At 64.8% G+C, this 20662-nt stretch carries 15 protein-coding genes; 7 read left to right on the top strand and 8 right to left on the bottom strand.

Annotated features, from left to right (window positions below; genetic code table 11):
• Nucleotides 1-9: 9 nt before the first annotated feature.
• Entirely contained in the window at nt 10-3114 is a 3105-nt protein-coding gene (locus ACPPVR_RS31670; RefSeq protein WP_426616224.1) for a DEAD/DEAH box helicase, read from the top strand.
• Between the two features lie 15 nt (nt 3115-3129).
• Here the strand turns inward: ACPPVR_RS31670 and ACPPVR_RS31665 are convergent, their stop codons facing one another.
• The 5 genes from ACPPVR_RS31665 to ACPPVR_RS31645 all read right to left on the bottom strand — a co-directional run bounded on the left by ACPPVR_RS31665 (nt 3130) and on the right by ACPPVR_RS31645 (nt 9459).
• Nucleotides 3130-3807, bottom strand: a complete 678-nt coding sequence (locus tag ACPPVR_RS31665) for an SDR family NAD(P)-dependent oxidoreductase (protein WP_426616223.1) — start codon at nt 3805-3807, stop codon at nt 3130-3132.
• 4 nt (nt 3808-3811) lie between these two features.
• The gene (locus ACPPVR_RS31660) at nt 3812-5017 is read right to left on the bottom strand and encodes a sialidase family protein (protein WP_426610460.1); all 1206 of its coding nucleotides are present in this window, start codon (nt 5015-5017) and stop codon (nt 3812-3814) included.
• The gene (locus ACPPVR_RS31655; protein ID WP_426610459.1) at nt 5014-6438 is read right to left on the bottom strand and encodes a sodium:solute symporter family protein; all 1425 of its coding nucleotides are present in this window, start codon (nt 6436-6438) and stop codon (nt 5014-5016) included. The genes ACPPVR_RS31660 and ACPPVR_RS31655 overlap by 4 nt, the downstream gene beginning before the upstream one ends.
• Before the next feature lie 328 nt (nt 6439-6766).
• Nucleotides 6767-8017, bottom strand: coding sequence for a multidrug effflux MFS transporter (locus tag ACPPVR_RS31650; protein WP_426610458.1), 1251 nt, complete (start codon nt 8015-8017; stop codon nt 6767-6769).
• A gap of 89 nt (nt 8018-8106) precedes the next feature.
• Entirely contained in the window at nt 8107-9459 is a 1353-nt protein-coding gene (locus ACPPVR_RS31645; RefSeq protein ID WP_426610457.1) for a glycosyltransferase, read from the bottom strand.
• Between the two features lie 321 nt (nt 9460-9780).
• Here ACPPVR_RS31645 and ACPPVR_RS31640 point away from each other — a divergent pair, with 321 nt between their 5' ends.
• From ACPPVR_RS31640 to ACPPVR_RS31615, 6 genes are all read left to right on the top strand, one after another.
• Nucleotides 9781-10803: a c-type cytochrome gene (locus tag ACPPVR_RS31640; protein ID WP_426610456.1), complete on the top strand. Its 1023-nt coding sequence runs from the start codon at nt 9781-9783 to the stop codon at nt 10801-10803.
• A 447-nt stretch (nt 10804-11250) separates the two neighbouring features.
• The gene (locus ACPPVR_RS31635) at nt 11251-11976 is read left to right on the top strand and encodes a response regulator (protein ID WP_426610455.1); all 726 of its coding nucleotides are present in this window, start codon (nt 11251-11253) and stop codon (nt 11974-11976) included.
• Between the two features lie 190 nt (nt 11977-12166).
• The gene (locus tag ACPPVR_RS31630) at nt 12167-12778 is read left to right on the top strand and encodes a DUF1127 domain-containing protein (protein WP_426610454.1); all 612 of its coding nucleotides are present in this window, start codon (nt 12167-12169) and stop codon (nt 12776-12778) included.
• 194 nt (nt 12779-12972) lie between these two features.
• Nucleotides 12973-13959 carry a cytochrome-c peroxidase gene (locus tag ACPPVR_RS31625; protein ID WP_426610453.1) on the top strand — a complete coding sequence of 329 codons (987 nt, stop codon included), beginning with the start codon at nt 12973-12975 and terminating at the stop codon, nt 13957-13959.
• Nucleotides 13956-16457, top strand: a complete 2502-nt coding sequence (locus ACPPVR_RS31620) for a two-component system VirA-like sensor kinase (RefSeq protein ID WP_426610452.1) — start codon at nt 13956-13958, stop codon at nt 16455-16457. The genes ACPPVR_RS31625 and ACPPVR_RS31620 overlap by 4 nt, the downstream gene beginning before the upstream one ends.
• Nucleotides 16458-16602: 145 nt before the next feature.
• The gene (locus tag ACPPVR_RS31615) at nt 16603-16893 is read left to right on the top strand and encodes a hypothetical protein (protein ID WP_426610451.1); all 291 of its coding nucleotides are present in this window, start codon (nt 16603-16605) and stop codon (nt 16891-16893) included.
• Nucleotides 16894-17039: 146 nt separating this feature from the next.
• On the opposite strand, the gene ACPPVR_RS31610 is transcribed toward ACPPVR_RS31615, so the two are convergent.
• The 3 genes from ACPPVR_RS31610 to ACPPVR_RS31600 form a co-directional block, all read right to left on the bottom strand.
• Nucleotides 17040-18188 carry an amidohydrolase gene (locus ACPPVR_RS31610; protein WP_426610450.1) on the bottom strand — a complete coding sequence of 383 codons (1149 nt, stop codon included), beginning with the start codon at nt 18186-18188 and terminating at the stop codon, nt 17040-17042.
• A 102-nt stretch (nt 18189-18290) separates the two neighbouring features.
• Nucleotides 18291-19379, bottom strand: a complete 1089-nt coding sequence (locus ACPPVR_RS31605) for a mandelate racemase/muconate lactonizing enzyme family protein (RefSeq protein ID WP_426610449.1) — start codon at nt 19377-19379, stop codon at nt 18291-18293.
• A 74-nt stretch (nt 19380-19453) separates the two neighbouring features.
• Entirely contained in the window at nt 19454-20647 is a 1194-nt protein-coding gene (locus ACPPVR_RS31600) for a M20/M25/M40 family metallo-hydrolase (protein WP_426610448.1), read from the bottom strand.
• Nucleotides 20648-20662 lie beyond the last annotated feature (15 nt).

The following is a 20662-nucleotide window of genomic DNA, read 5'->3' as shown; positions in this document are numbered from 1 at the left end:
CCGCTTGGTATGATGGCGCTTCATCTGCTTGCGAAATGGAAGGACTCCGGCCGCAACGGACTCGTGTTCCTGGCCGAAAGCGAGAACAGGGCGGAGCGGCTCGGCAGCGTCATTCATGCGCTTGATCCGTCCTGCGAGGTCCTGGTGTTTCCGCGATTGAACACCTTGCCGTTCGATCAATTGGAACCATCGCGCGAAATCGCAGGGCGCAGAGCCGCGGTGCTGCGACGGCTGGCGAAATCCAAACGGCCGATCTTTCTCGTCTCGACGGCGGAGGCTGTGATGGAGCGCTTGCCGTCTCCGGTGAGCCTGGCGCGCCTGAACACGAGCTTGAAGGTCGGCGGTTCGTTCTCGGAAGCCGACCTTCGCGTCCGTCTCGAAGCCCTGGGTTACGACATGGACGACGAGCCGGATTATCCGGGCGGCGTGCTGTTTCACGGGCAGACCTTCGAGATATTTCCGGCCGGCGCGCTCGGTCCGTTCCGGGTCGAGCATTCGGGGCGCGCGATCCGCCGGATCGTGGCGTTCGACCCGAAAGAACACGAGATCATTTTCGAGACCAAAGAGCTTCTCGTCGATCCCATGTCGGAGCGGCTCGCTTTCGCCGGCAAGCGCGACAAGCGCGCGACGCTGTTCGACTATTGCGGACGCGCCAAATGGATCGCGGATGCTGGGGTTCCCCTGCATGCCGACGGCTGGCTGGACACGATCGAGGAGGGCGCGGGTCGCGCGGACAGGGAGCGCGAATATCTCGGACCGCGCGACTGGAAGCTGGCCTCCAAGGGCATGAAGGTGTTGCCGCGGACGTCTCCCTTCCAGCCCACGCCGGAATTCTCCAAGCTGACATCCTCCAGGAAAGCGCTTCGCGCCTTCGTCGAGGAGACGCGGCGGGCCGGTTCGCGTCTGGTCTTCGTCGCAGCGCAGGAGGAGGATCTGCGCGCGATGGAGCGGATGAGCGGCGTGAAGGCGGAACGCGTCGCGAATTGGGACGAGGCGGCGAGCGCGGACAAGCGCGAAGCGGCGTTGCTGGCCGATCTCGATGCTGGCTTTATCATCCTTGCGAAAAAAGCGCTCGTCGTCCTGACGGCGTCCGACGTGCTCGGTAGCAGGGCGCATCATCCGCAGCCGATGGCGCGAAGCTGGAGCGCGGCTTTCGACCACGCCGATGTGCCGGAGCAGGGCACGGTGGTCGTTCATCTCCAGCGTGGCATCGGCGTACTCGATGGCTTGCAGACCGTGAACACGGGCGGCGGCGCATTGCGGGAGATGGTCAGGCTTTCTTTCGCGGGAGACAATGCGGTTCTGGTGCCGCCGCCTGACCTGGCCCTGATGTGGCCTTATGCGTCCGAGCGCGGCAAGCTGGCGCTCGACAAGGCGGATGGCAGTTCATGGTGGGCCCGCCGCACCGAGGCCGAGCGGGAAATCCAGATCGCCGGCAAGGCGCTCGCCAAGCACATCAGCCAGCGCCGCCGACGGCGGGCTGCGAAGCTGGTTCCGCCGGGATCGGCCTACGAGAAGTTCGTCGCGCGCTTCCCTTATTTCACCACGATCGATCAGGCCAAGGCGATCCATGACGTGCTGGATGATCTTGCATCCGGCCATCCGATGGACCGGGTGATCTGCGGCGACGTCGGCTTCGGGAAGACCGAGGTGGCGCTGCGCGCGGCGGCCGCCGTGGTGCTGTCGGGAAAACAGGTGGCGATCGCGGTGCCGACGACTGTCCTGGCACGGCAACACGTCGCGACCTTCCGCAAGCGTTTTGCCCCGTTCGGCATCGAGGTCGGAAGCCTGTCGCGCGCCACGTCCGGCGCGGAGGTACGGGAGGCGAAGGAGGGCTTGCGCAGCGGCCGAATGAAGATCGTGGTCGGAACGCAGGCGCTCGCCGCGAAGGACGTGAAATTCGACGATCTCGGCCTCGTCATCATCGACGAGGAGCAGCATTTTGGCGCAGCCGAGAAAGCAAAACTCTCTGGGCTCGCCAAGAATGTCCATACGCTCTGGATGAGCGCGACGCCGATTCCGCGCACGCTCGCCGCTGGTCTTGCCGGCTTTCGGGATCTGAGCGTGATGGCCTCGCCGCCGGTTCACCGGCTTCCGGTCGCGACCAAGATCGCTCCGTTGTCGGATGCCGCCATCGTCTCGGCGTTGCTGCGCGAGCAGCGACGCCACGGACAAAGCTTCCTGATCTGTCCGCGCATCCAGGATCTGGAACCCATGCTGGCACGCGTACAGGCGATGGCACCCGACCTGACCATCGTCTGTCTCCACGGCAAATTGCCTGCTGACGAGATCGACGATCGGATGATGAGCTTCGTCGAGGGCAAGGCCGACGTCCTGCTCGCCACCAACATCGTGGAGAGCGGCCTCGACATCCCGCGTGCCAACACCATCGTGGTGTGCTGGCCCGAAAATTTCGGTCTCGCCCAGCTTCACCAACTGCGCGGGCGTGTGGGTCGCAGCGGCATACGCGCCTTCGCCTATCTGCTGACCGAGTCGGCCTCCGTGCAGTCCGAGAAGCGGCTGGCTGTGCTGGAGGAGTTCACCCGGCCGGGCGCGGGTTTTGCCATCAGCGAGCGCGATCTGGATCTCAGGGGTGCGGGCGACCTGTTCTCCGAGCAGCAATCCGGCCATGTCCAGGTCTTCGGGCCCGTGCTCTACAGCCACCTCCTGAAAATGGCTTCGGAGAAGGCCGATGGAAGGGCCGAGGTTTGGGTGCCTGACCTCAATCTGCCGGTCGCGGACATGCTTCCGGAAACCTACGTGCAATCGGAGCCGGTGCGGCTCGAGCTCTATGCCCGGGCCGCGCGATGCGCCAGCGAAGACGACCTTGACGATCTGGAGGAGGAAACCTCCCGCCGCTTTGGGCCACTGCCGCCCGCGGCGCGCGACGTCTTTGCCGCAGCGAGACTGCGGCTGGATTGCAAGCGCAGGGGCATCATCCGCCTGGACGTTGGGCGCGAGGCAGTCGCCGCGACGTTCCTGCCGGGACGATTGCGGAAATCCCGAGGGCGATCGCTGCAACGCGATGGCGATCGTGTCGTCTACCACGGCCAGATGCGGGATGGCCCGTTCGAGAGGGTCGAAGAGCTGTTCGATGTTCTCGACGAGGCGTGATGGCCGAGCGCGAATTCAGAGCGAGCTGCCGCCGCAGATGACGAGCTGCTGTCCGGTGATGGCGGCAGCGTCCGCCGAGAGCAGGAACGCGACCGCGCTCGCGACTTCCTCCGGCTGAATGAAGCGGCCGATCGGCGGCAGCTTTGGCGCGACATTGGCGCGGGTCGGGTTCTTCAGCATCGGCGTTTCGGTCGCGGCCGGTGCAACCACATTGACCGTGACGCCGCGCGGCGCGAGCTCGATCGCCCATGACCGGGCGAGCGCGACCAGCGCCGCTTTCGTCGCGGCATATTGTCCGCGGCCGGCTGCGCCCGAGGCGGTGCGGCTGCCGATGAAGACGATACGCCCGCCCTGCGGCAGGCGCGGCGCCAGCGCGTCGGCGAGACGCTCGGCGACATCGACATGCAGCCGCCACATCGCGGCGCCGTCGTCATGGTCAAGCGAACCGAGCGGACCGACCTTGAGCATGCCGGCAGCATGAACCAGCGCGGTCGGCGCGAGATCTGCGACGGCGTTCGCGATTGCATCGACATCGTTGAGGTCAAGCGACACATGATCGAACGCCGGATGGTCGAATGGTCCCGGCCGGCGGCTAATCCCGGTGACGCGCCAGCCGTCGCGCAAGAGGCGCTCGACGATCGCAGCGCCAATTCCTGAACTGGCGCCCGTGACGAGCGCGTCCCGCTTGTCCATGATCTCAGTCACGCATCACCCATGGTTCGCTCACACGGACATATTTGATCGCGCGGCGATGGAAGGTGAAGGCCATGTGGATCGCGCCGTCGGCTGTCTGCTTGACGGACGGATAGGACAGCTCGCGATTGGTCTGGTCGCGCGAATTGTTGGTCATGCAATAGCCGTCGCCGGTCTCGACGTTGCGCTTGCTCCAGCTTCGTCCGCCGTCGGCGGAAACAGCGAGCGTCATCGGCGCCCGCGGCGCGCCCCAGAACGCGGTGCGTCCGTCCGCCTTGCCGCCGTCGCCGGCGAGCACGGGCGGAAGGTCGTCCTCGATCTCGTCGTAGAGCGACAGGCGGCGGCCGGTCGCATCCTTGGCGCTGGAATCGTTGAAGACCAGCGCGAGATGACCATTGCCGAGCCGCGTGACCTGGATCGAGGAATTGTTGTTGGGCAGCACCGTAGCGACCGGCGCCGACCAGCTGCGGCCGTGATCGGTGGAGCGGCTCTGATAGATGTTGTCCGCCCAGCGGCTGCGATAGAGCGCGATCAGTGAGCCGTCGTCGAGCCGCGCGATGCTCATATGCACGCAGCCACGGCTGCCGGGAACGTCGACATCGCGCCAGGTCGCACCCGCATCGGACGAGATCTTCACCGCGCTGGTGTCCTCGTCGCCGTTCCATTTCTTGCCGGGCGTGCTGTGGCAGTAGAACACAGGCAATAGCCAGTCGCCATTGTCGAGCACGACGATCGGCTGCCGGATGAAAGTGCCGCGGCCGCGATGTTCGGGAAACAGCGTCTCGATCGGGCCCCAGCTCTTGCCGTTGTCGCGCGAGATACGTCGGCGGATCAGCGCGGTGTCCTGGTTGCCCGCGAGCTGCGCCGTCCACATCAGCCACAGCGCGCCGTCCGGGGCCGGGAACAGCACCGGGTTCTGCTCGGAACGTCCGGAATCGTCGGACAGCTTTTCGGCGCGCGACCATTGCGCCGCGCCGCGGGCAAGCCGCGAGAAATAGACCGAGATGTCCGACATGCCTTCCTGCGTGCCGCCGAACCAGACGCAGGCCAAATCGCCGTTGGCGAGCGGCATCAAATTCGCCGCGTGGTTCTGCACGCAGGGCGAGGGAATGAAGGCGTCGCACCGGTCGGGATCGCCGGCAGCCTGGCGTACCGCGCCGTCGGTCGCGATCTCGATGTTGTTAGTCGCGACCTCGGTATCGATGGTCATGTCGAAGTCCTTTCCACGAATGTTGGTTGCGCGGCTTGCGGCGCTGAGGGCGTGCGGCCCAAGGCGAGGCGCTCGAGCGCCATCACGACCAGCGGCGTTGCGGCTGCGATGTACATGTTGTCGATGCCGAAGGGGTTTCCGAGCAAATACCAGACCGTGGTCGAGACCGCAGCTCCAATCAGGCCGGCGGTGGCGCCGCGGTTGCTGGCAAACAGCGGCAGATAGAAACCCATCATCGCCACCATCGTCACCGACAGGCGCAGCGCCCGCGTAAAGAACGACAGTTTCAGGATCTCCGGAATGAAGAACACGAACACCAGCGGCGCGATTCCGATCAGCACCGAGAACACCCGGGTCATCTTCAGCTCGCGCTCCGGCGTCGGCTTCCAATACGGCACATAGAAGTCGCGCACCACCAGTGAAGCGATCGCCAGCGCCACCGTGCAGACGCTGACGAAGATCGAAGCGACCAGCGAAGTCGTCACGAAGGCGGACGCCAGCGGCGGCATCTTCTCCAGAAACACCGGCAGCGCGTAGAGGCTGTTCATGTCGGGATAGAGAAATTTTGCGGCAACCCCGATCAGCGCGAGCAGGAAGCCGAGCGGCAGACAGAACGCCGCCGCATAGTAGGTCGCCTTGCGGGCGTCGTCCGCGCTCGGCGTCGAGGAGATCGCCTGGACGATGAACTGCGTCGAGAAGATCGCGCCGACCGTGCCGAAGGTCCATGCGAAGATGGTGGTGAAGCCGATCTTGCCGTCCCAGCTGAAATAATAAGCCGGCAGCTTGGCCTGGATCGGCGCGATGCCGCCGGTCAGCGACATCGCAACGGAAAAAATGATCACGATGCCGACGACCTTGAAGGCGCTGTGCAGGATCGTCACCCAGGCGACGCCCTTCAATCCGCCGAAGACATAGTAGAAGGTGCTGACGACAGCGATGACGCACATCGCAACCGGCATGCTGACATGCAGCGCGGTGGCGATCGCAGCTGCGCCACTGACATAATTGCCGACATTCACCAGCAGCAGCGCGTAGATCATGATTACGGACACGGTCAGCATGGTCGACTTGCCGTATTTCTGCGCGATCGCGGCCGAGATGGTGTACTCGCCCGAATTGTAGAGCTTTTTCACCATCAGCATGCCGAACAGCAGGAAGCCGAGCGAGGCGCCGAGCACGGCCCATCCGGCCGCCATGCCCGACTGAAACGCTTCCTGCGCGGTGCCGACAGTCGACTTGGCGCCGATGAATTCGGACATCATCAGCACGCCGACGACCACGGCCGGCATCGCGCGCGAAGCGGTCATGAACTGGTCGCTGGTCCTGCTGCGCAGCCTGAACGTGAGCCATGAGGTGAAGGCGATGTAGGCGACGATCATCGCGACGATGAGCGCGCTGTCGCCGCTGAGGATGGCTTGCATCGGTGACGTTTCCTCTGGTGACGCGGACGCGGTGTTGTGTGACCCGCTTGGCCCGGCTGTACAATGTTCGGAATGCGAACAAATGTTGTTATGGATTATTAAACCTGCCCGGACGCCATGCGTCAAGCATGCGGCCGCGAGCCGGCGGGAAGACGCGTCCCGCCGGCGGGCATTGCCGCAGCATGCTCAGAGGGTTGCGGAGATCATCGCGGCGCGGGCTGACGCGATCGGTTCCAGCCCTGGCGCAGCACCTTAGCGACTGGTTGGTCCGCAGAGCCGTGCCGGTCAGTCATCCAGGCGGATGCGACCGGCAGGAGTCCTGCGAACACTAGGAGCCTGTGGAGCTCCCGATCGCCGCGCCCGCATCGATCGTCCGTAATTGCAGACGACGGTCGGCGGGACGCGCGACCAGAAAATACAGGACCAACGCAAGGAGCGACGACACAGCCATGACCGCAGTCATCGAGAGCGCGGTCCGTCCGTCGAAGCGCACCGCCACCAATCCGCTCGAAATGGCACCTGCGATCAGTTGAATGCTCCCGGCAGCCGCGCTGACGGCGCCGGCAATCTCCGGGAGGTGCTGCATCGTCGCACTCATCACATTCGGCACGCTCAGCCCGAAGCCGAGCGCCACCGCCATCAGCAGCGCGACGACGAGCGCTGTAGGCATCCAGCCGGTCAACGTCATCGCGAGCAGGGCGACGCTGGCTGCCGACGACAGCACCAGCCCGATTGCGAGCATGTGGCCTGAGGATATCCCGCGACGGCCAAGCTGGCCATCGAGGAAGGCCCCGCTCATCACCGCCGCCGAGCAGGCGCTGAAGATCAGGCCGTATTGCTCGGGCCGCAACCCGACGGCGTCGATGAAGAACAGCGAGGCGCCGGTGACGTAGGCAAACACCATCGCGCCGCCCGCAGCCCCGACCAGGATATAAGGCAGCGAGACCGGGTGCGTCAGCACCCGACGATAGCTGTCGACCACGGCGGCCGGCACCAGGCGCCCGGATGGAGCGATCGTCGCGGTTTCAGCGAAGCGAAACATCACCACCACCAGCAGCATGAAACCTATTGCGGCCTGGGTCGCATAAATCGATTGCCAGCCGGCAGCCGCCAGCAGGGCGGCGCCTGCCGTCGGTGCGATCACGGTCGCGACGTTGACCGCGACCATGACGTTGGCGATCTTGCTTCGTGCGGCGTCGCCATCGAATACATCGCGGATGATGGCAAAGGTCGTGGCGGTTGCCGCGGCGCCGATGCCTTGAACGAAGCGGCACAGCAGCAGAACCGGCAACGACGGGGCGAGTGCGCAACCGATGCTGGCGGCGATGAACAGCGCGAGGCCGAATGCCAGGACCGGCTTTCGGCCGAGGCGGTCCGAGACCGGTCCGTAGATCAGCGGCGCGGTGGCCAGGCTGAGCATGAAGGCGCTCATCGTCAACCCGACATCCGACGCGCTCGCGCCAAGCGCGGCGCCGGTGGCGGCCAGTGCCGGCAGATTGATGTCGATGCCGGAATAAGGCACGGCCGCCAGCAAGCCGAGCAGCACTGTGAACGCAAAGGATTCAGGTTCGATTCGCATGGACGAATATCCGATGACATTTGACGAGATTTCACGAGGCGATGGAGCGCGGTCGCGCCGCGCTCCATCATTCCGTTGCGCGGTGGCGATCAGGCGCGCCGACCGGCTCGCCGCCCCTGGCTCGCCGCGGTCGCGCGGAGGCGTGACACTTCAGGCTCGTCGGTCACGAGTTCGCCGATGACCCGTAGAATTTCCGCCTGCGTGTCGATCTCGGCGAACTCGTCCGCGATCTGTGTTACGCGCAGTTGATAGCGCGGCTGGTCGAGCACCGTCCGCACGGCGTCGCGCAAGGCCTCCGGCGTCGGCTCGTTGGTTTCGAGGTTGATGCCGACGCCGGACCACGCGACCCGCGCGTTGACGTCAGCCTTGTCTTCGGTCAGTCCCGCGGTGACCAGCGGGATACCGTAGCTCATGGCCTGGTTGACGCTGCCATAGCCGCCATTGGTGACGAGCACGTCGACGTGCGGCAGCAGCCATTCAAACGGCAGATAGCTTGCGACACGCGCATTCGACGGGACCTTGCCGGGAATGGCGTCGGTCGGGCGGCCGCCTGTCGTCACGACCACCAGGATGTCGGGCTCGTTGGCAAGCGCCGCCAGCGTCGGGGCGACCAGCAGATTGAAATTGTGATTGGCCACCGTTCCCTGCGTCACCAGCACGACCTTGCGCGTACCGTCGAGGTCCCTCGCCCAGGACGGCGGCGGGACCTGCTTTGCGATGATCGGAGGCGTGCCGACGAAATGCACGGAGGACGGGATCTCGCGAGGAAACTCGAAACTCGGCACCGACAGTTGCAGATAGGCATCCGCGAGAGCGACCACGGAATGGAAAAGCGGCATCGAGATCGGCCCGACGTCGAGGGCCTTCAACGCCCGGTTCAGGCGCAGTGACACCGGCTGATCGACCGCCGCATCATAGTCCCGCGCCATGGTCGCATATTGATCGCGCTCCTTGTCGTTCTTTGCCGGCGGCAAGCCGAGGAAGTTCGGCGCACCGTCCTCGCGCGCCCAATGCAGAAACGAGGTCCCGCAAAGAGCGATGGGGGGCCGCTGCGAGCGCGGTCCGAGCAGCATCGGCAGTACGCCGAACACCATGTCGTCGCCGATAATGATATCGGCCGGGAATTGCTGCAACGCTTGCAGCATCCCCTGGTGCTGGGCCGGAACGGCGTCGACGAAGATGCGCTCGCAGGCGACGCGGAACCACTCCAATCCCGGCGGGATGATTTTGAGTTCGGGGACCATGGAGAAGACGTCGTTCGGATCGAAATCGGCGCCCGCGGGAAAGGGAAAGAATTTGACGCCGCTGGCTTCGACGCGGGCGCGAAAGGCGGTGCCCGTCAGAAGCGCAATCTCGTGGCCTTCGGCAACCAGGATCTGCGTAATCGCCAGCAGCGGATTGAGATGGCCCGTCGCGGGTGTCGAGGTGATAAGGATCTTCATGTGAGCTGACCTCTTGATGATCGATGCACGGTCGCCGCAGGGCGGCCGGTCGAGTGAGCAAGAGGAATTGACGGGATCGCGATTACACCAAGGCTTCCGATGACTGCGAAATGGTTACGGCGGCAACGCATCGTGGCGCCGCCAAGGCTGGCGTCATAAGGCCGGCATCATGCGGGCCGCGATAGCGCGCCGCACGAGGGTTACATTTGTAACGCGAGTGGCCGGCGGTGACATGGAGCGGTAATGCCGCGCGCGTAATCCGCCAGATCGCCGATTGGCGCGCCGCGGACATTCAACGCTGATTTTGTCCGAAGGCGATTATTGACGATCGAGATATCGCACGGCTTTGGCCGCGTAAAATTGGTTGAGACAGAATTACTTGAGGAATACGCCATGCTGAATATTGTCGCCCTCGTCGCGATGCTCACTGCCGTCGCGCTCTTGGTCTGGTCTGGCGCTCGCGCCTTGCGGGCAAAGCATTCCCTGGTGAAGTGGGGTGGTGTGCTGCTGGCGGCAGTGCTGGCCGTCGCGCTGTCCGGCGTCAGCGCGCTGACCGCAACGGGCATCGTCAGGCAGCATTCGCGTTCCGCGCCGGTCCCCGATCTCAAGGTCGAGACCACACCGGAACGGATTGCCCGCGGCAGGGCCGTCGCCGACGGCTTTTGCGCCGGATGCCACTCGAAAAGCGGCGGGCTGTCGGGTGGCGGCGACGTGGGCAAGGATCTTCCACTTCCAATCGGTTCGTTCGTGCCCGCGAATTTGACTCCCGCCGGAGCGCTGAAGCATTGGTCCGACGGCGAGATCTTTCGCGCCATTCGCAATGGCGTCGACGCGCGGGGACAATGGCTCGCGATCAAGTCCTTTACCAATGCCGGGCGGCTCAGTGACGACGACACCAAGGCCGTGATTGCCTACATCCGCAGCTTGCCGGTGAGCGGTGAACAGACCCCGGATCCTCCGGATCGTTTCAGCTTGCTGGGCTTGGCGATGCTGGGCGCCGGACTGTTGCCGGATGCCAAGCAGGTCTTCACCGGTACGATCATCGCGCCGCCGAAGGGGCCGACGGCTCGTTATGGCAGGTACCTCCTGTCCTATCAGGACTGCCGTGAATGTCACGGCAAGGACCTCACCGGTGGTGTGCCGGGCCAGTTGCCGCCGCTTGGACCCGACCTTGCTATCGTCAAGGACTGGGACCAGGCGCAATTCATCGCCACCATGCGCACGGGTGTCGATCCGGGCGGACATCGGCTCGGTGAGCAAATGCCGTGGCGACCGATCGGTCGGATGGACGACGACGAACTGTCGGCGATTTACCAGTACCTCCTGGGTCTGCCGCGCTCCTGATGCATCCCGGCGAATGATCTGGCGCAGCCGGCCTCGCCCGGCTGCGCCGTCGTGATTCGCGCTTCGGATACGCGCAAAGAGCAACGGCATCAGCGGAAGCACGCGCGCAGTTGAAGTCGACGTCACGCGCGCAGGAAAACCTTCACGGCCTTTTGCCGCCAGTCGCGCAGCCTGTCGTCACAGCTGAACGGTCCCTTCGTCACGGGCGAACAATCGCGCAGGCCACCAGATTGGAATCGCTCAAAAGTAGCATTGGCTCAGATCACAATGCTTCACGTCTGCGACATTCCAGGGAATTGGCCGCAGAAATACCGGGTTGCAGCGTCATCAGGGCGTTGCGGACGGTGTCGCGCATAGCGAAATATTGGCTGTTCCCCGTAATATTATGAGTGATCGTGGATCTTAAAGCGCGACTGTGTTGGTGACGGCGGAATTTGAGAGAGAAGTATGCTTGCAGATGTTGGCCACATCGTCGTTGTCGACGACGACCCCACCTTGCGAGAGATGGTGATCAGATATCTGGAGGAGCACAATGTCCCGACCAGGGCTGCGTCCAACAGGTTGGAATTGAATCACCATCTTGAGGCCAGTCAGCCCAGCCTGATCATCCTCGACCTTCGCCTCGGTCAAGACGACGGTCTGGATCTGCTGCGGGAGATACGCTCGCATTCCGACGTGCCTGTCATCATCACGACCGGCCACCGCCCCGACGAAATCGATCGTATCGTCGGGCTCGAGCTCGGCGCCGACGACTACATTATCAAGCCGTTCTCCCTGAGAGAGCTGCTGGCACGTGTCCGGGCGGTGTTGCGGCGGCAGGAGATGGGCCGTGCTGCGCGCGCCCGCGATCCCGAGCGCGGCGGCTATCGCTTCAGCGGATGGAAACTGGAACGCCGGGGCCGAAAGCTCGTCGATCCCAGCGAAGCGACGGTGCCGCTGAGCAAAGGAGAATATGCCTTGTTGCTGGCCTTCCTCGAGGCGCCGCAGCGACCCCTGACGCGTGAGCATCTGCTTCAGGCGACCCGCATCCACGAAGACATTTTCGATCGCAGCATCGACGTTCAAGTGCTGCGGCTGCGGCGCAAGCTGGAGGCCGATCCGAGTGCACCCCGCGTCATCCAGACCGAGCGCGGCGTCGGCTATGTCTTCGCGGTTCCCGTAGATCCGTTCTAGCGCATGATCCGGGAAGGTGTGCAGCGGTTTGCCCTCGCGACAAACGCGGAACGCGTTTGCGCGGAGATCATGCTCCAACAAAAACGCGGCGGCCGGATTGCAGTTGTAACCTCTTTGCTGGTGACGGTGATCTCAGCGTAACGGCCGGCCTGCACATTGCCTCCCACCAACAGCGTGTGGGAGATCTACGATGAAGACGCATTCTCGCAGGGTGATCGCTCTTGTCCGGCCGGATGATTCGGGGCCCGATGGGCAAGGCTGGATCGGATGGTCCGATGGTCGCGGCATGGCCCGTCTCAGTTCCGAGCGCATCGCGAGGCGGGGCACCGCAGACATCGGCTCGCATCCGGCGCTGCCTGCTGCGGCGCCCGACCGGGAGGTCAGCCTGTTCAGGTCGGTGGCCTTTGCCTTCATGGAGGGGTTTGCTCTCTATGGTGCCGCCTTGCATCCTTCCGCGGCCATGCCGGTTCACGCGATACTGACGGCGCTGCGAGAGCGGGAACCGGACCCGGATAATTGTGAGTCGGCGCAGCCCAGCGGTCGCGATGGCGCCGGGAGCAACGGCAATGTCATCAGATTCGATCGCGCCCTACCGCTCGATGCCCGACCGGAACGACGCTGGAATTGGCTGCGTTCGGCCGGCGAGACGCTAACGGTTTTGCTGGCGCATGTACGCCGTGAGCGCGAGATCAAGAGGGCCATTGCCGCTCTGATGCAACTCGACGACCGGACATTGCGCGATCTCGGAATTAGCAGCCGTTCGGAGATCGAGTGGACGGTGAGGTACTGTCATGATTGCTGATGCGGTCTATCTTGCCTTCGCCGGTCTCGGCCTCAGTCGCGCCGTGTGCCGTTCGATGATCTTGTCGACGATCTTGGGTGACCTCCACGCCCTTTTCTGGCGATGGCCGCGTTCACGAGATCATCGCGCTTCGATCAAAAGCCCTTGAATGAGCGCCGTTGCATCCACTTCCACCCCCGCCCATATGATTGACAGTGCGACAATTGAATGTATTTCGCGAAGCCGGGCCAGGCGCCGGCTATCGGGGCGGCGTGATCGCGATCTGCGCGGTGTTGTTGTGCTGCGTGGAAGTCACCCCCGCGCCGTCGTCGCAGTCGCTGCCGGCACCAGCACTGGACCGCGGAGAGCCAATCACGCCGATTCCCGCGGCTCCCGCCATCGCCCCCCTGAAGGTCGCGCTTGGCGAGAAGCTGTTCGGCGATCCGCGGCTCTCGCATGACGATTCCCGCACCTGCCAAGATTGCCACGACGTCGCGACCAACGGCGCGACCCAAAAGCGGCACGATGTCGGTCCTGATGGGACCGAGCTTTCGCTCAATACGCTCACCGTCTTCAACTCGACGCTCAGCTTTCGTTTAGGTTGGGAAGGAAAATTCCGCACCGTCGAGACCGATATCGACGCATCGCTGGAGAGCCCGCACACCATGGGCAGCAGCGCGGCGGAGATTGCAGCAAAGCTCGATGCCGATCCCGATATGCGCGATCGTTTCCAGGCGGCCTATGGCCGCCGCCCCGAGGGCGACGATGTCATCGACGCACTGGCAAGCTTTCAACGCACGCTGGTCACGCCAGGCAGCAGGTTCGATCGCTGGCTGCAGGGCGACGAGGCAGCCCTGTCGGCCGATCAATTGGACGGATACCGCCTGTTCAAATCGCTGGGCTGCTCGGCCTGCCATCAGGGCGTCAACGTCGGCGGCAATCTGTACGAACGCCACGGCATATTCCAGCCGCTCGCGTCGCCGGAGCCGAAGATCCTGCGCGTGCCGAGTCTGCGCAATGTCGCAACGACGCCGCCCTATTTTCATGACGGCAGCGCGCCGACGCTGGACGACGCGGTTCGCAAGATGGCGCAGGCGCAGCTGAACGCGACGCTGACGGACCGGCAGGCCAAGGCGCTTGTCGCCTTTCTTAACAGCCTGACCGGGATCTACCGCGGCTCGCCGGTCGGAGGTTCGCCATGAAACCTGTTCCCACTGTGGCCAGCTTCGCGATCGTGCTCGCTCTTCTCACCTGGCTCCTGCTGAACGGGCTGAATGTCAATTCGGCACGCTACGACAGCCAGCTCGAGGCGCTCGGCGACTTCACCCGGTCCGAACGCGGCATGACGAGGGAGGTTCTCACCGCGCGTACCGGCCTGTCGCGCAACTATGACGGGCTGGTGCGGATGGTGAATGCCTATGATGATGCCCTGGCGCGGCTGCGCGAAACGGCGGACCTCGATGTCGAACAGACCAGGGCTATCGATGTCCTGACGGCGCGTGCCGGTCGGCAGGAGAACCTGATCGAGCGGTTCAAGAGCAGGAACGCGTTGCTGCAGAACTCCTTTGCCTATTTTAGCCTGTCCAGCGACAAGCTGGCCGCCTCGGATGACCGGCGGCTGGTGACGGCCGCGTCCGCATTGGCAGCGGCGATGCTGCGCCTGACTCTCGATACGTCGAACGCCACGGCGCGTCAGGTCCAGGATCGATTGGAGGAGCTGGCGCAGCTGCAAGCGCCGCCGGCGGAAGCAGACACGGTCCGTGCGCTGCTGACCCACGGACAGATGCTGCATGAACTTCTGCCCGATATCGACACTATCCTGAAGACGCTCATCGCCGAATCCAGCAACCGCGAGCAGGATGCCATGTTGGCGGTGATCCTGAAACGTCAGCTCGCCGCGCGGGCCTCGGCGCGCAAGACGCGGTTGCTGCAATATATCACCTCGCTGTCGCTGCTCTGCGGGCTCATCTATTTCGGATCGCTGTTGCGCAAGCGAGCCGTGACGCTGCGCCGACGCGCCGCGTTCGAGCATGTGATCGCCAATATCTCGATGCTGTTCATCAATTCCAGCAACGAGAGAATCGCCGCGGATGTCGAGATGGCGCTTCACCAGCTTGCCGGATGCATCGGCGCGGATCGTGCCTACTTTGCCTGCGTGGTCGGCACCACGACGCACACTTATTGGTGGTCTCGCGACGGCATCGAACTCGAGCAAGGCTGGCCGGAGCGGGCACTGAGCCTCGCACCGCGATTTGACGGCGGCGAGGACGGCATCGTCTACATCCCGAAGGTGAACGCTTCGCATCCCCATGACGCGATGGACCTGCTCGCCGAGGCCGGCGTCAGCGGCTGGCTGTGCATCATGGCGGCCTACGGAAGCCGCGATGGCATTCTCGGATTCGACGCCGTACGCGGAGGCGCACTCACATACTGGTCCGAAGTCTCGCTGTTTCGCATGGCTTTCGACGCCATCGGCAACGCGATCCGGCGGGCCCGGCTCGAAGGCGACAAGCAACGCCTGCAGGCAAGCCTGCAACAGGCGCGTCGCATGGAGACCATCGGAACCTTTGCCAGCGGCATCGCCCACAACTTCAACAACATCGTCGGCGCCATTCTCGGCCATGCCGAAATGGCCGATGCGCGGGTCCCGTCGGGAAGCCGGCCCGCCGCGAATCTGGCCGAGATCCGCCGGGCAGGCGAGCGGGCGCGTGAGCTGGTCGAACAGATTCTCAGCTTCGGGCGCCGCGGCGAGGGCAGGCGGGAGCGCGTGTGTGTCAAGACCCTGGTCGACGAAACCAGGGCTCTGCTCGCCGCATCACTGCCTTCTCACGTCAAGTTCGAGGTCGGCGAGACGACAGAGACGGCCGTCGTGACGGGTGAGCCGGGCCAATTGCAGCAGGTCATTCTGAATTTGTGCAACAACGCGGCGCAGGCGATGAAGGAGCCCGGCCGCATCGAGCTCAGCATCAAGAGCCGCGATCTCGCAAGGCCGCGGTCGATCGGGCGCAGTGAGCTTGGCCCCGGCCGCTTCGTCGTCATTTCGGTCGCCGATCCCGGGCCCGGCATGGACGAGGCGACGCTGGAGCGGATCTTCGAGCCGTTCTTCACCACCCGCCCGGACGGCAATGGCCTCGGGCTCGCAACGGTGAACGAGATCGTCGAGCAGCATGGCGGCGCCGTCGCCGTGCAGAGCAAGCCGGATGCCGGCACCCGCTTCGATATCTGGCTGCCAGCGGGCGAGCATGACGAGCCGCAGTCGGCTCACTATGGCTCCGATCCGGCGCTCCGTGGCGCCGGCGAAACCGTGCTGGTGATCGACACCGACCGCCACCGGCTGCTGCGCTACGAGGAAATCCTCGCGGCGCTGGGCTATGAGCCCGTCGGCTTCACCAGGCTGGCAGAGGCGATCGCCGCCTGCCGGGCCGGGTACGCTCGTTTCGACGCGGCGCTGGTGTGTCACCTGCCCGGAGGCTCCTCGCTCGATCTCGCGGCGGCGTTGCACGATGCCGTGCCGGCTCTGCCGATCATTTTGGCGGCGCCCTCGACGCGCGACCTGGCGATGCCGTCGCTCAAGACATCCGGCATCACCGAACTGGTTCATCACCCGCTGGTCGCGGCGGAGCTCGCCGGCGTGCTGGCGCGCAGCCTCGTCTCGTCGGCCACGGGCCGAAGATTGAGGCGAACCGCCGGGGCATCGTAAGCCTCCCGCCGCGGGACGTTTCCGCGGCGGCGCGCGCGGTTTCAGCCGTAACGCGATTTCATCGCCGGCGACATCGCCGGGTAGCCGGCATTTCCTATCCATCGTGGGCGCGTGTTCGCAATGTCACCGCGATAGGAGAAGAATGATGTCGATCAGATTTGGCGTGGCCATTGTCGCAGCTACGGTGTTGTTCGGGTCGGTTGCGAGCCTCAAGGCTGGAGAAAGTGTGGGCGCTGGCGCCCGTACGACGATCGTCGCACCAGGCCGTCCTGCCCCGACAAGGTTCGCGGATCTGTTCCGACAAGCTCCCGTTGGACACCGGCAGCCGCGGCCCGGCGACATCTCCGAGCCCGTGCAGGCCTCGTCCGTCGACACCGAGTTGCGACGCCTCGATGTGGAGATCGATAGCAAGCTGCTCATCTGTCGCGGCTGCTGATCATGCCGGAAGGCGGCGAGCGCCAGGCCCGCCGCCTCCGCGTGCTAGAGCGTTTTCGAGCGAAGTGGATACCGGTTCGCGTCAAGAAAACGCGTCAAAATAGGAATCTGGAGCCCCGTTCCGATTCCATCGGAACGGAAATGGCTCTAGTTCGCCGACAGCGCCGTCTTGGCGACCTCGGCCATCCAGCTGGAGGCCACCGGCAGGATCGCGTCGTTGAAATCGTAGCGCGGGCCGTGCAGTTCGGCGCCGTCGCGCAATTCACCGTTGCCGATCCAGACAAAGGCGCCGGGGCGCTGCTGGAGATAAAATGCAAAATCCTCACCGGCCATGCTGGCCGCGAGATCGCGGCGCACCGGCGCCCGCACCTTGTCGGCAGCCGTGCGCGCGAAACCTGCTTCCTCCGGCATGTTGATGACGACGCCGACGCCCATCACGATGTCAGGGGTGACCTTGACGCCGAAGCTCGTGGCGATGCCGGCGCAGATCTCGCCGATCCGCGCGACGATGATGTCCTTCACCGCATTGCGGTGATGCCGCAGCGTGCCGCGGATGGTGACTTTGCCCGCGACCTGGTTCGGCGCGGTGCCGCCTTCGATCGTGCACAGCGAGAGCACGGCGGTATCGAGCGGATCGATGCTGCGCGACACGATTCCTTGCATGGCGACGATCAGGTGTCCGGCCGCCATCACCGGATCGCGCGTCAGATGCGGCATGCCGGCATGTCCCGCATGGCCCTCGATGGTGATGGTGACGCGCCCGCCCGAGGCCATGACGACGCCGTCATGGACCGCGATGGTGCCGGCCTCAAGCCCCGGCCAGTTATGAAAGCCGAACACCCGGTCCATCGGAAAGCGCTCGAACAACCCGGCCGCGACCATTGCGCGCGAACCGCCGTAACCTTCCTCGGCCGGCTGGAAGATGAAATCGACAGTCCCGCTCCAGCTCGTATCCGCCGCCAGCAGTGCCGCCGCGCCGAGTAGCGAGGCGGTGTGCCCGTCATGCCCGCAGGCATGCATCACGCCGGGAGTTTTCGAGGCGTAGGCGAGCCCCGTGTCCTCGGTGATCGGCAGCGCATCCATGTCCGCGCGCAGGCCGACGCGCCCCTCAGCCGACCCGCGCGTCAGCGTCGCGACGACGCCGTGGCCGCCAATGCCGGCCTTGAAGGCAATGCCGAGCTCGGTGAGTTTTTCCTGCACGAAGGTGGCAGTCCCCTTTTCCTGGAGGGATAGCTCGGGGTGGGCATGCAAATGCTGGCGCCACGCGGTCAGTTTCTGGTGCAGCTCGGGGGTCAAGGCGTGGCTCTTTCCGATGGTGTCGATCCCGGCACCATAGCGGAGAATCCGCCCCCTGCATCAAGTGCCTTGGAATGCCTCGCGTGCAACAACGCGCGTCGCTCAAGGCACAAGTTTCGCCAGCCCCGTCCAGTCAAAGCTGATGCCGTGGCCCGGCCGCGCCGGGGCCAGCGCCTTGCCGTCCTCGAGCACCAGCGGATGCTCGATATATGTGTCCAGCCCGAAGCCGTGCGCCTCCAGATACGAGCGGTTCGAGCAGGCCGCGAGCAGATGCACGGTGATGTCATGCGCGCCGTGGCTGGTGACGGGCAGGTTGAAGGCTTCCGCGAGCCGCGCGATCTTCATGAACGCGCTCACGCCGCCGCAATTGGTCACATCAGGCTCGGGATAGGACACAGCGCCGGCGACGATGTAGTTCTTGAACTCCCACAGCGAGCGCAAATTCTCGCCCGCCGCGATCGGCACGCCGCCGGCCTGCATGATGCGGGCGTGTCCCGCGACGTCGTCGGGAATGATCGGCTCTTCCAGCCAGGTCAGGTCGTAGGATGCGAAGGCGCGGGCGGCGCGAATGGCCTCCTCCACCGTCCACTTCATGTTGGCGTCCGCCATCAGCGGAAAGCCGTCGCCGAGATGTTGCCGCATCGCCGCGATGCGCGCGACGTCGGATTTGAGATCGGGCCGGCCGACCTTCATCTTGATCGCGCGAAAGCCCTTTGCGAGATTGCCGTCGGTCTGTTTCAGCAGCGCCTCGACGGAGAGATCGAGGTCGATGCCGCCGGCGTAACACGGCACGTGCGCATCGAAACCACCGAGCAACCGGTACAGCGGCAGTTTGGCGCGTCGTGCCTTCAAATCCCACAGCGCGATATCGAGCGCGGACAGCGCCAGCACCGCCGGCCCGCCGCGCCCGCCATAATGCAGGCCCCACCAGACGTGGTGCCAGACGGCTTCCGTATCATCAGCCTCGCGGCCTTCGACGAGTGGCGGGATCTCGCGCCTCAAAATGTCGGCGACAGCGCCGCCATTACGCCCCACCGTGTAGGTGTAGCCCACGCCTTCGGCGCCATCGGCATCGCGAATGCGGCAGGTAATCAGCTCGAACGCCGCGATCTCGCCATGGGTGGAGTCGGAGAGCGTGACGGGGAGGGGGATCCGATAGAACCCGGTCTCGATATTTGCGATGCGCGGCATGCGTCCTCCCTGCGTTTTCTTTGCAGGCTAGGCCGCCGCGCGCTGCCCGGCAAGCGCGGGCAGCGCAACGCAGCTCACCGCATCGTCGCAAGCTGCAGCGCCAGCGCGCAGGCGCGATCGTATTCGTCGAGATTGATCCATTCGTCGATCGTGTGCGCCTCGTTCTGCCCGGCGCCGAACGTCACGGTCGGAACGCCGTGGCGCACCATCCAGTTGGCATCCAGCCCGCCATTGGCGGCGCGGACGTTCGGTGTTCCCCCGACCGCGGACACCGCCTCGATCGCGCGTTTGACGACGGGGAGGTTCTCCTTCATGCGGAACGGATAATAGTCGGTCTCGGCCTTGAACTTGACCTTGCCGGACTTGCCTTGCGTGTTCGTCACCTTCTTGGCCGCCTTCTCGAACGCGGCCTTGTAGGCCTTGGTGATTTCCTTGAAGAATTTTCCGTCGTGGCTGCGGCTTTCGCCGCGCACATGCACGTAGTCGGTGACGACGTTGGTGGCGTCGCCCGCGGGGCGGCCCTCGCCGCCGGTGACGGGGCCGACATTGCTGGTGCCTTGGCTCTTGCCCTTCACCACCTTGCCGAACCAGCCGCCGGCCTTTACGTCCGCAAGAGCCAGCGCCATGATCATGGTCGAGGAGATGCCGCGCTCGGGCGCGACGCCGGCATGCGAGGCGCGGCCAAAAATCTCGACATTCCAGCGATCCGCACCGACGGCGCCGATCACGACGTTGGAGGCCGAGCCGCCGTCATAATTGAAGGCCATCACCGGTGAGCCGAGCTCGTCCAGCTTGACGTGGCGCGCGCCATAGAGCCCGCTCTCCTCGCGCACGCAGAACAGCAGCGTGATCGGCGGATGATCGAGCTTCTGCTTGGCCAGTTCGGCGGCCAGCGTCACCAGCACGCCGCAGCCGCAGCGATTGTCGCCGCCGAGCGCGGTCTTGGCGTCATTGACGATCTTGCGCCCCGATTTTTTCGGCTTGGCGCCGGCGCAGAGCGGCACGGTGTCCATGTGGGTCATGAACATGATCCGCGGCTGGTTGTGCAGCGCGCCGCGGCCGGGCAAATCGACGATGAGGTTGCCGGTCTCGGTCGGCACCGGAATGCGGGTGTTGGCATCGTCGAGCCGGATCGCCTTCGCCGGCACGCCGCTCTCCTTCAGCGCGGCCGTGAGCTCGCGCCCGATTGCCGCCTCCTGTCCGGTGACGCCCTCGATGGCGAGAAAGCGCATGAGGCGGTCGGTGGCGGCTTTGGTGTCGACTGGCATGGAGATCATTCCCTT

This window comes from Bradyrhizobium sp. McL0616 (assembly GCF_049993385.1).
Classification (GTDB): domain Bacteria; phylum Pseudomonadota; class Alphaproteobacteria; order Rhizobiales; family Xanthobacteraceae; genus Bradyrhizobium.
The sequence above is the reverse complement of the archived record's forward strand: the minus strand, read 5'-3'. Positions and strand labels throughout refer to the sequence as shown.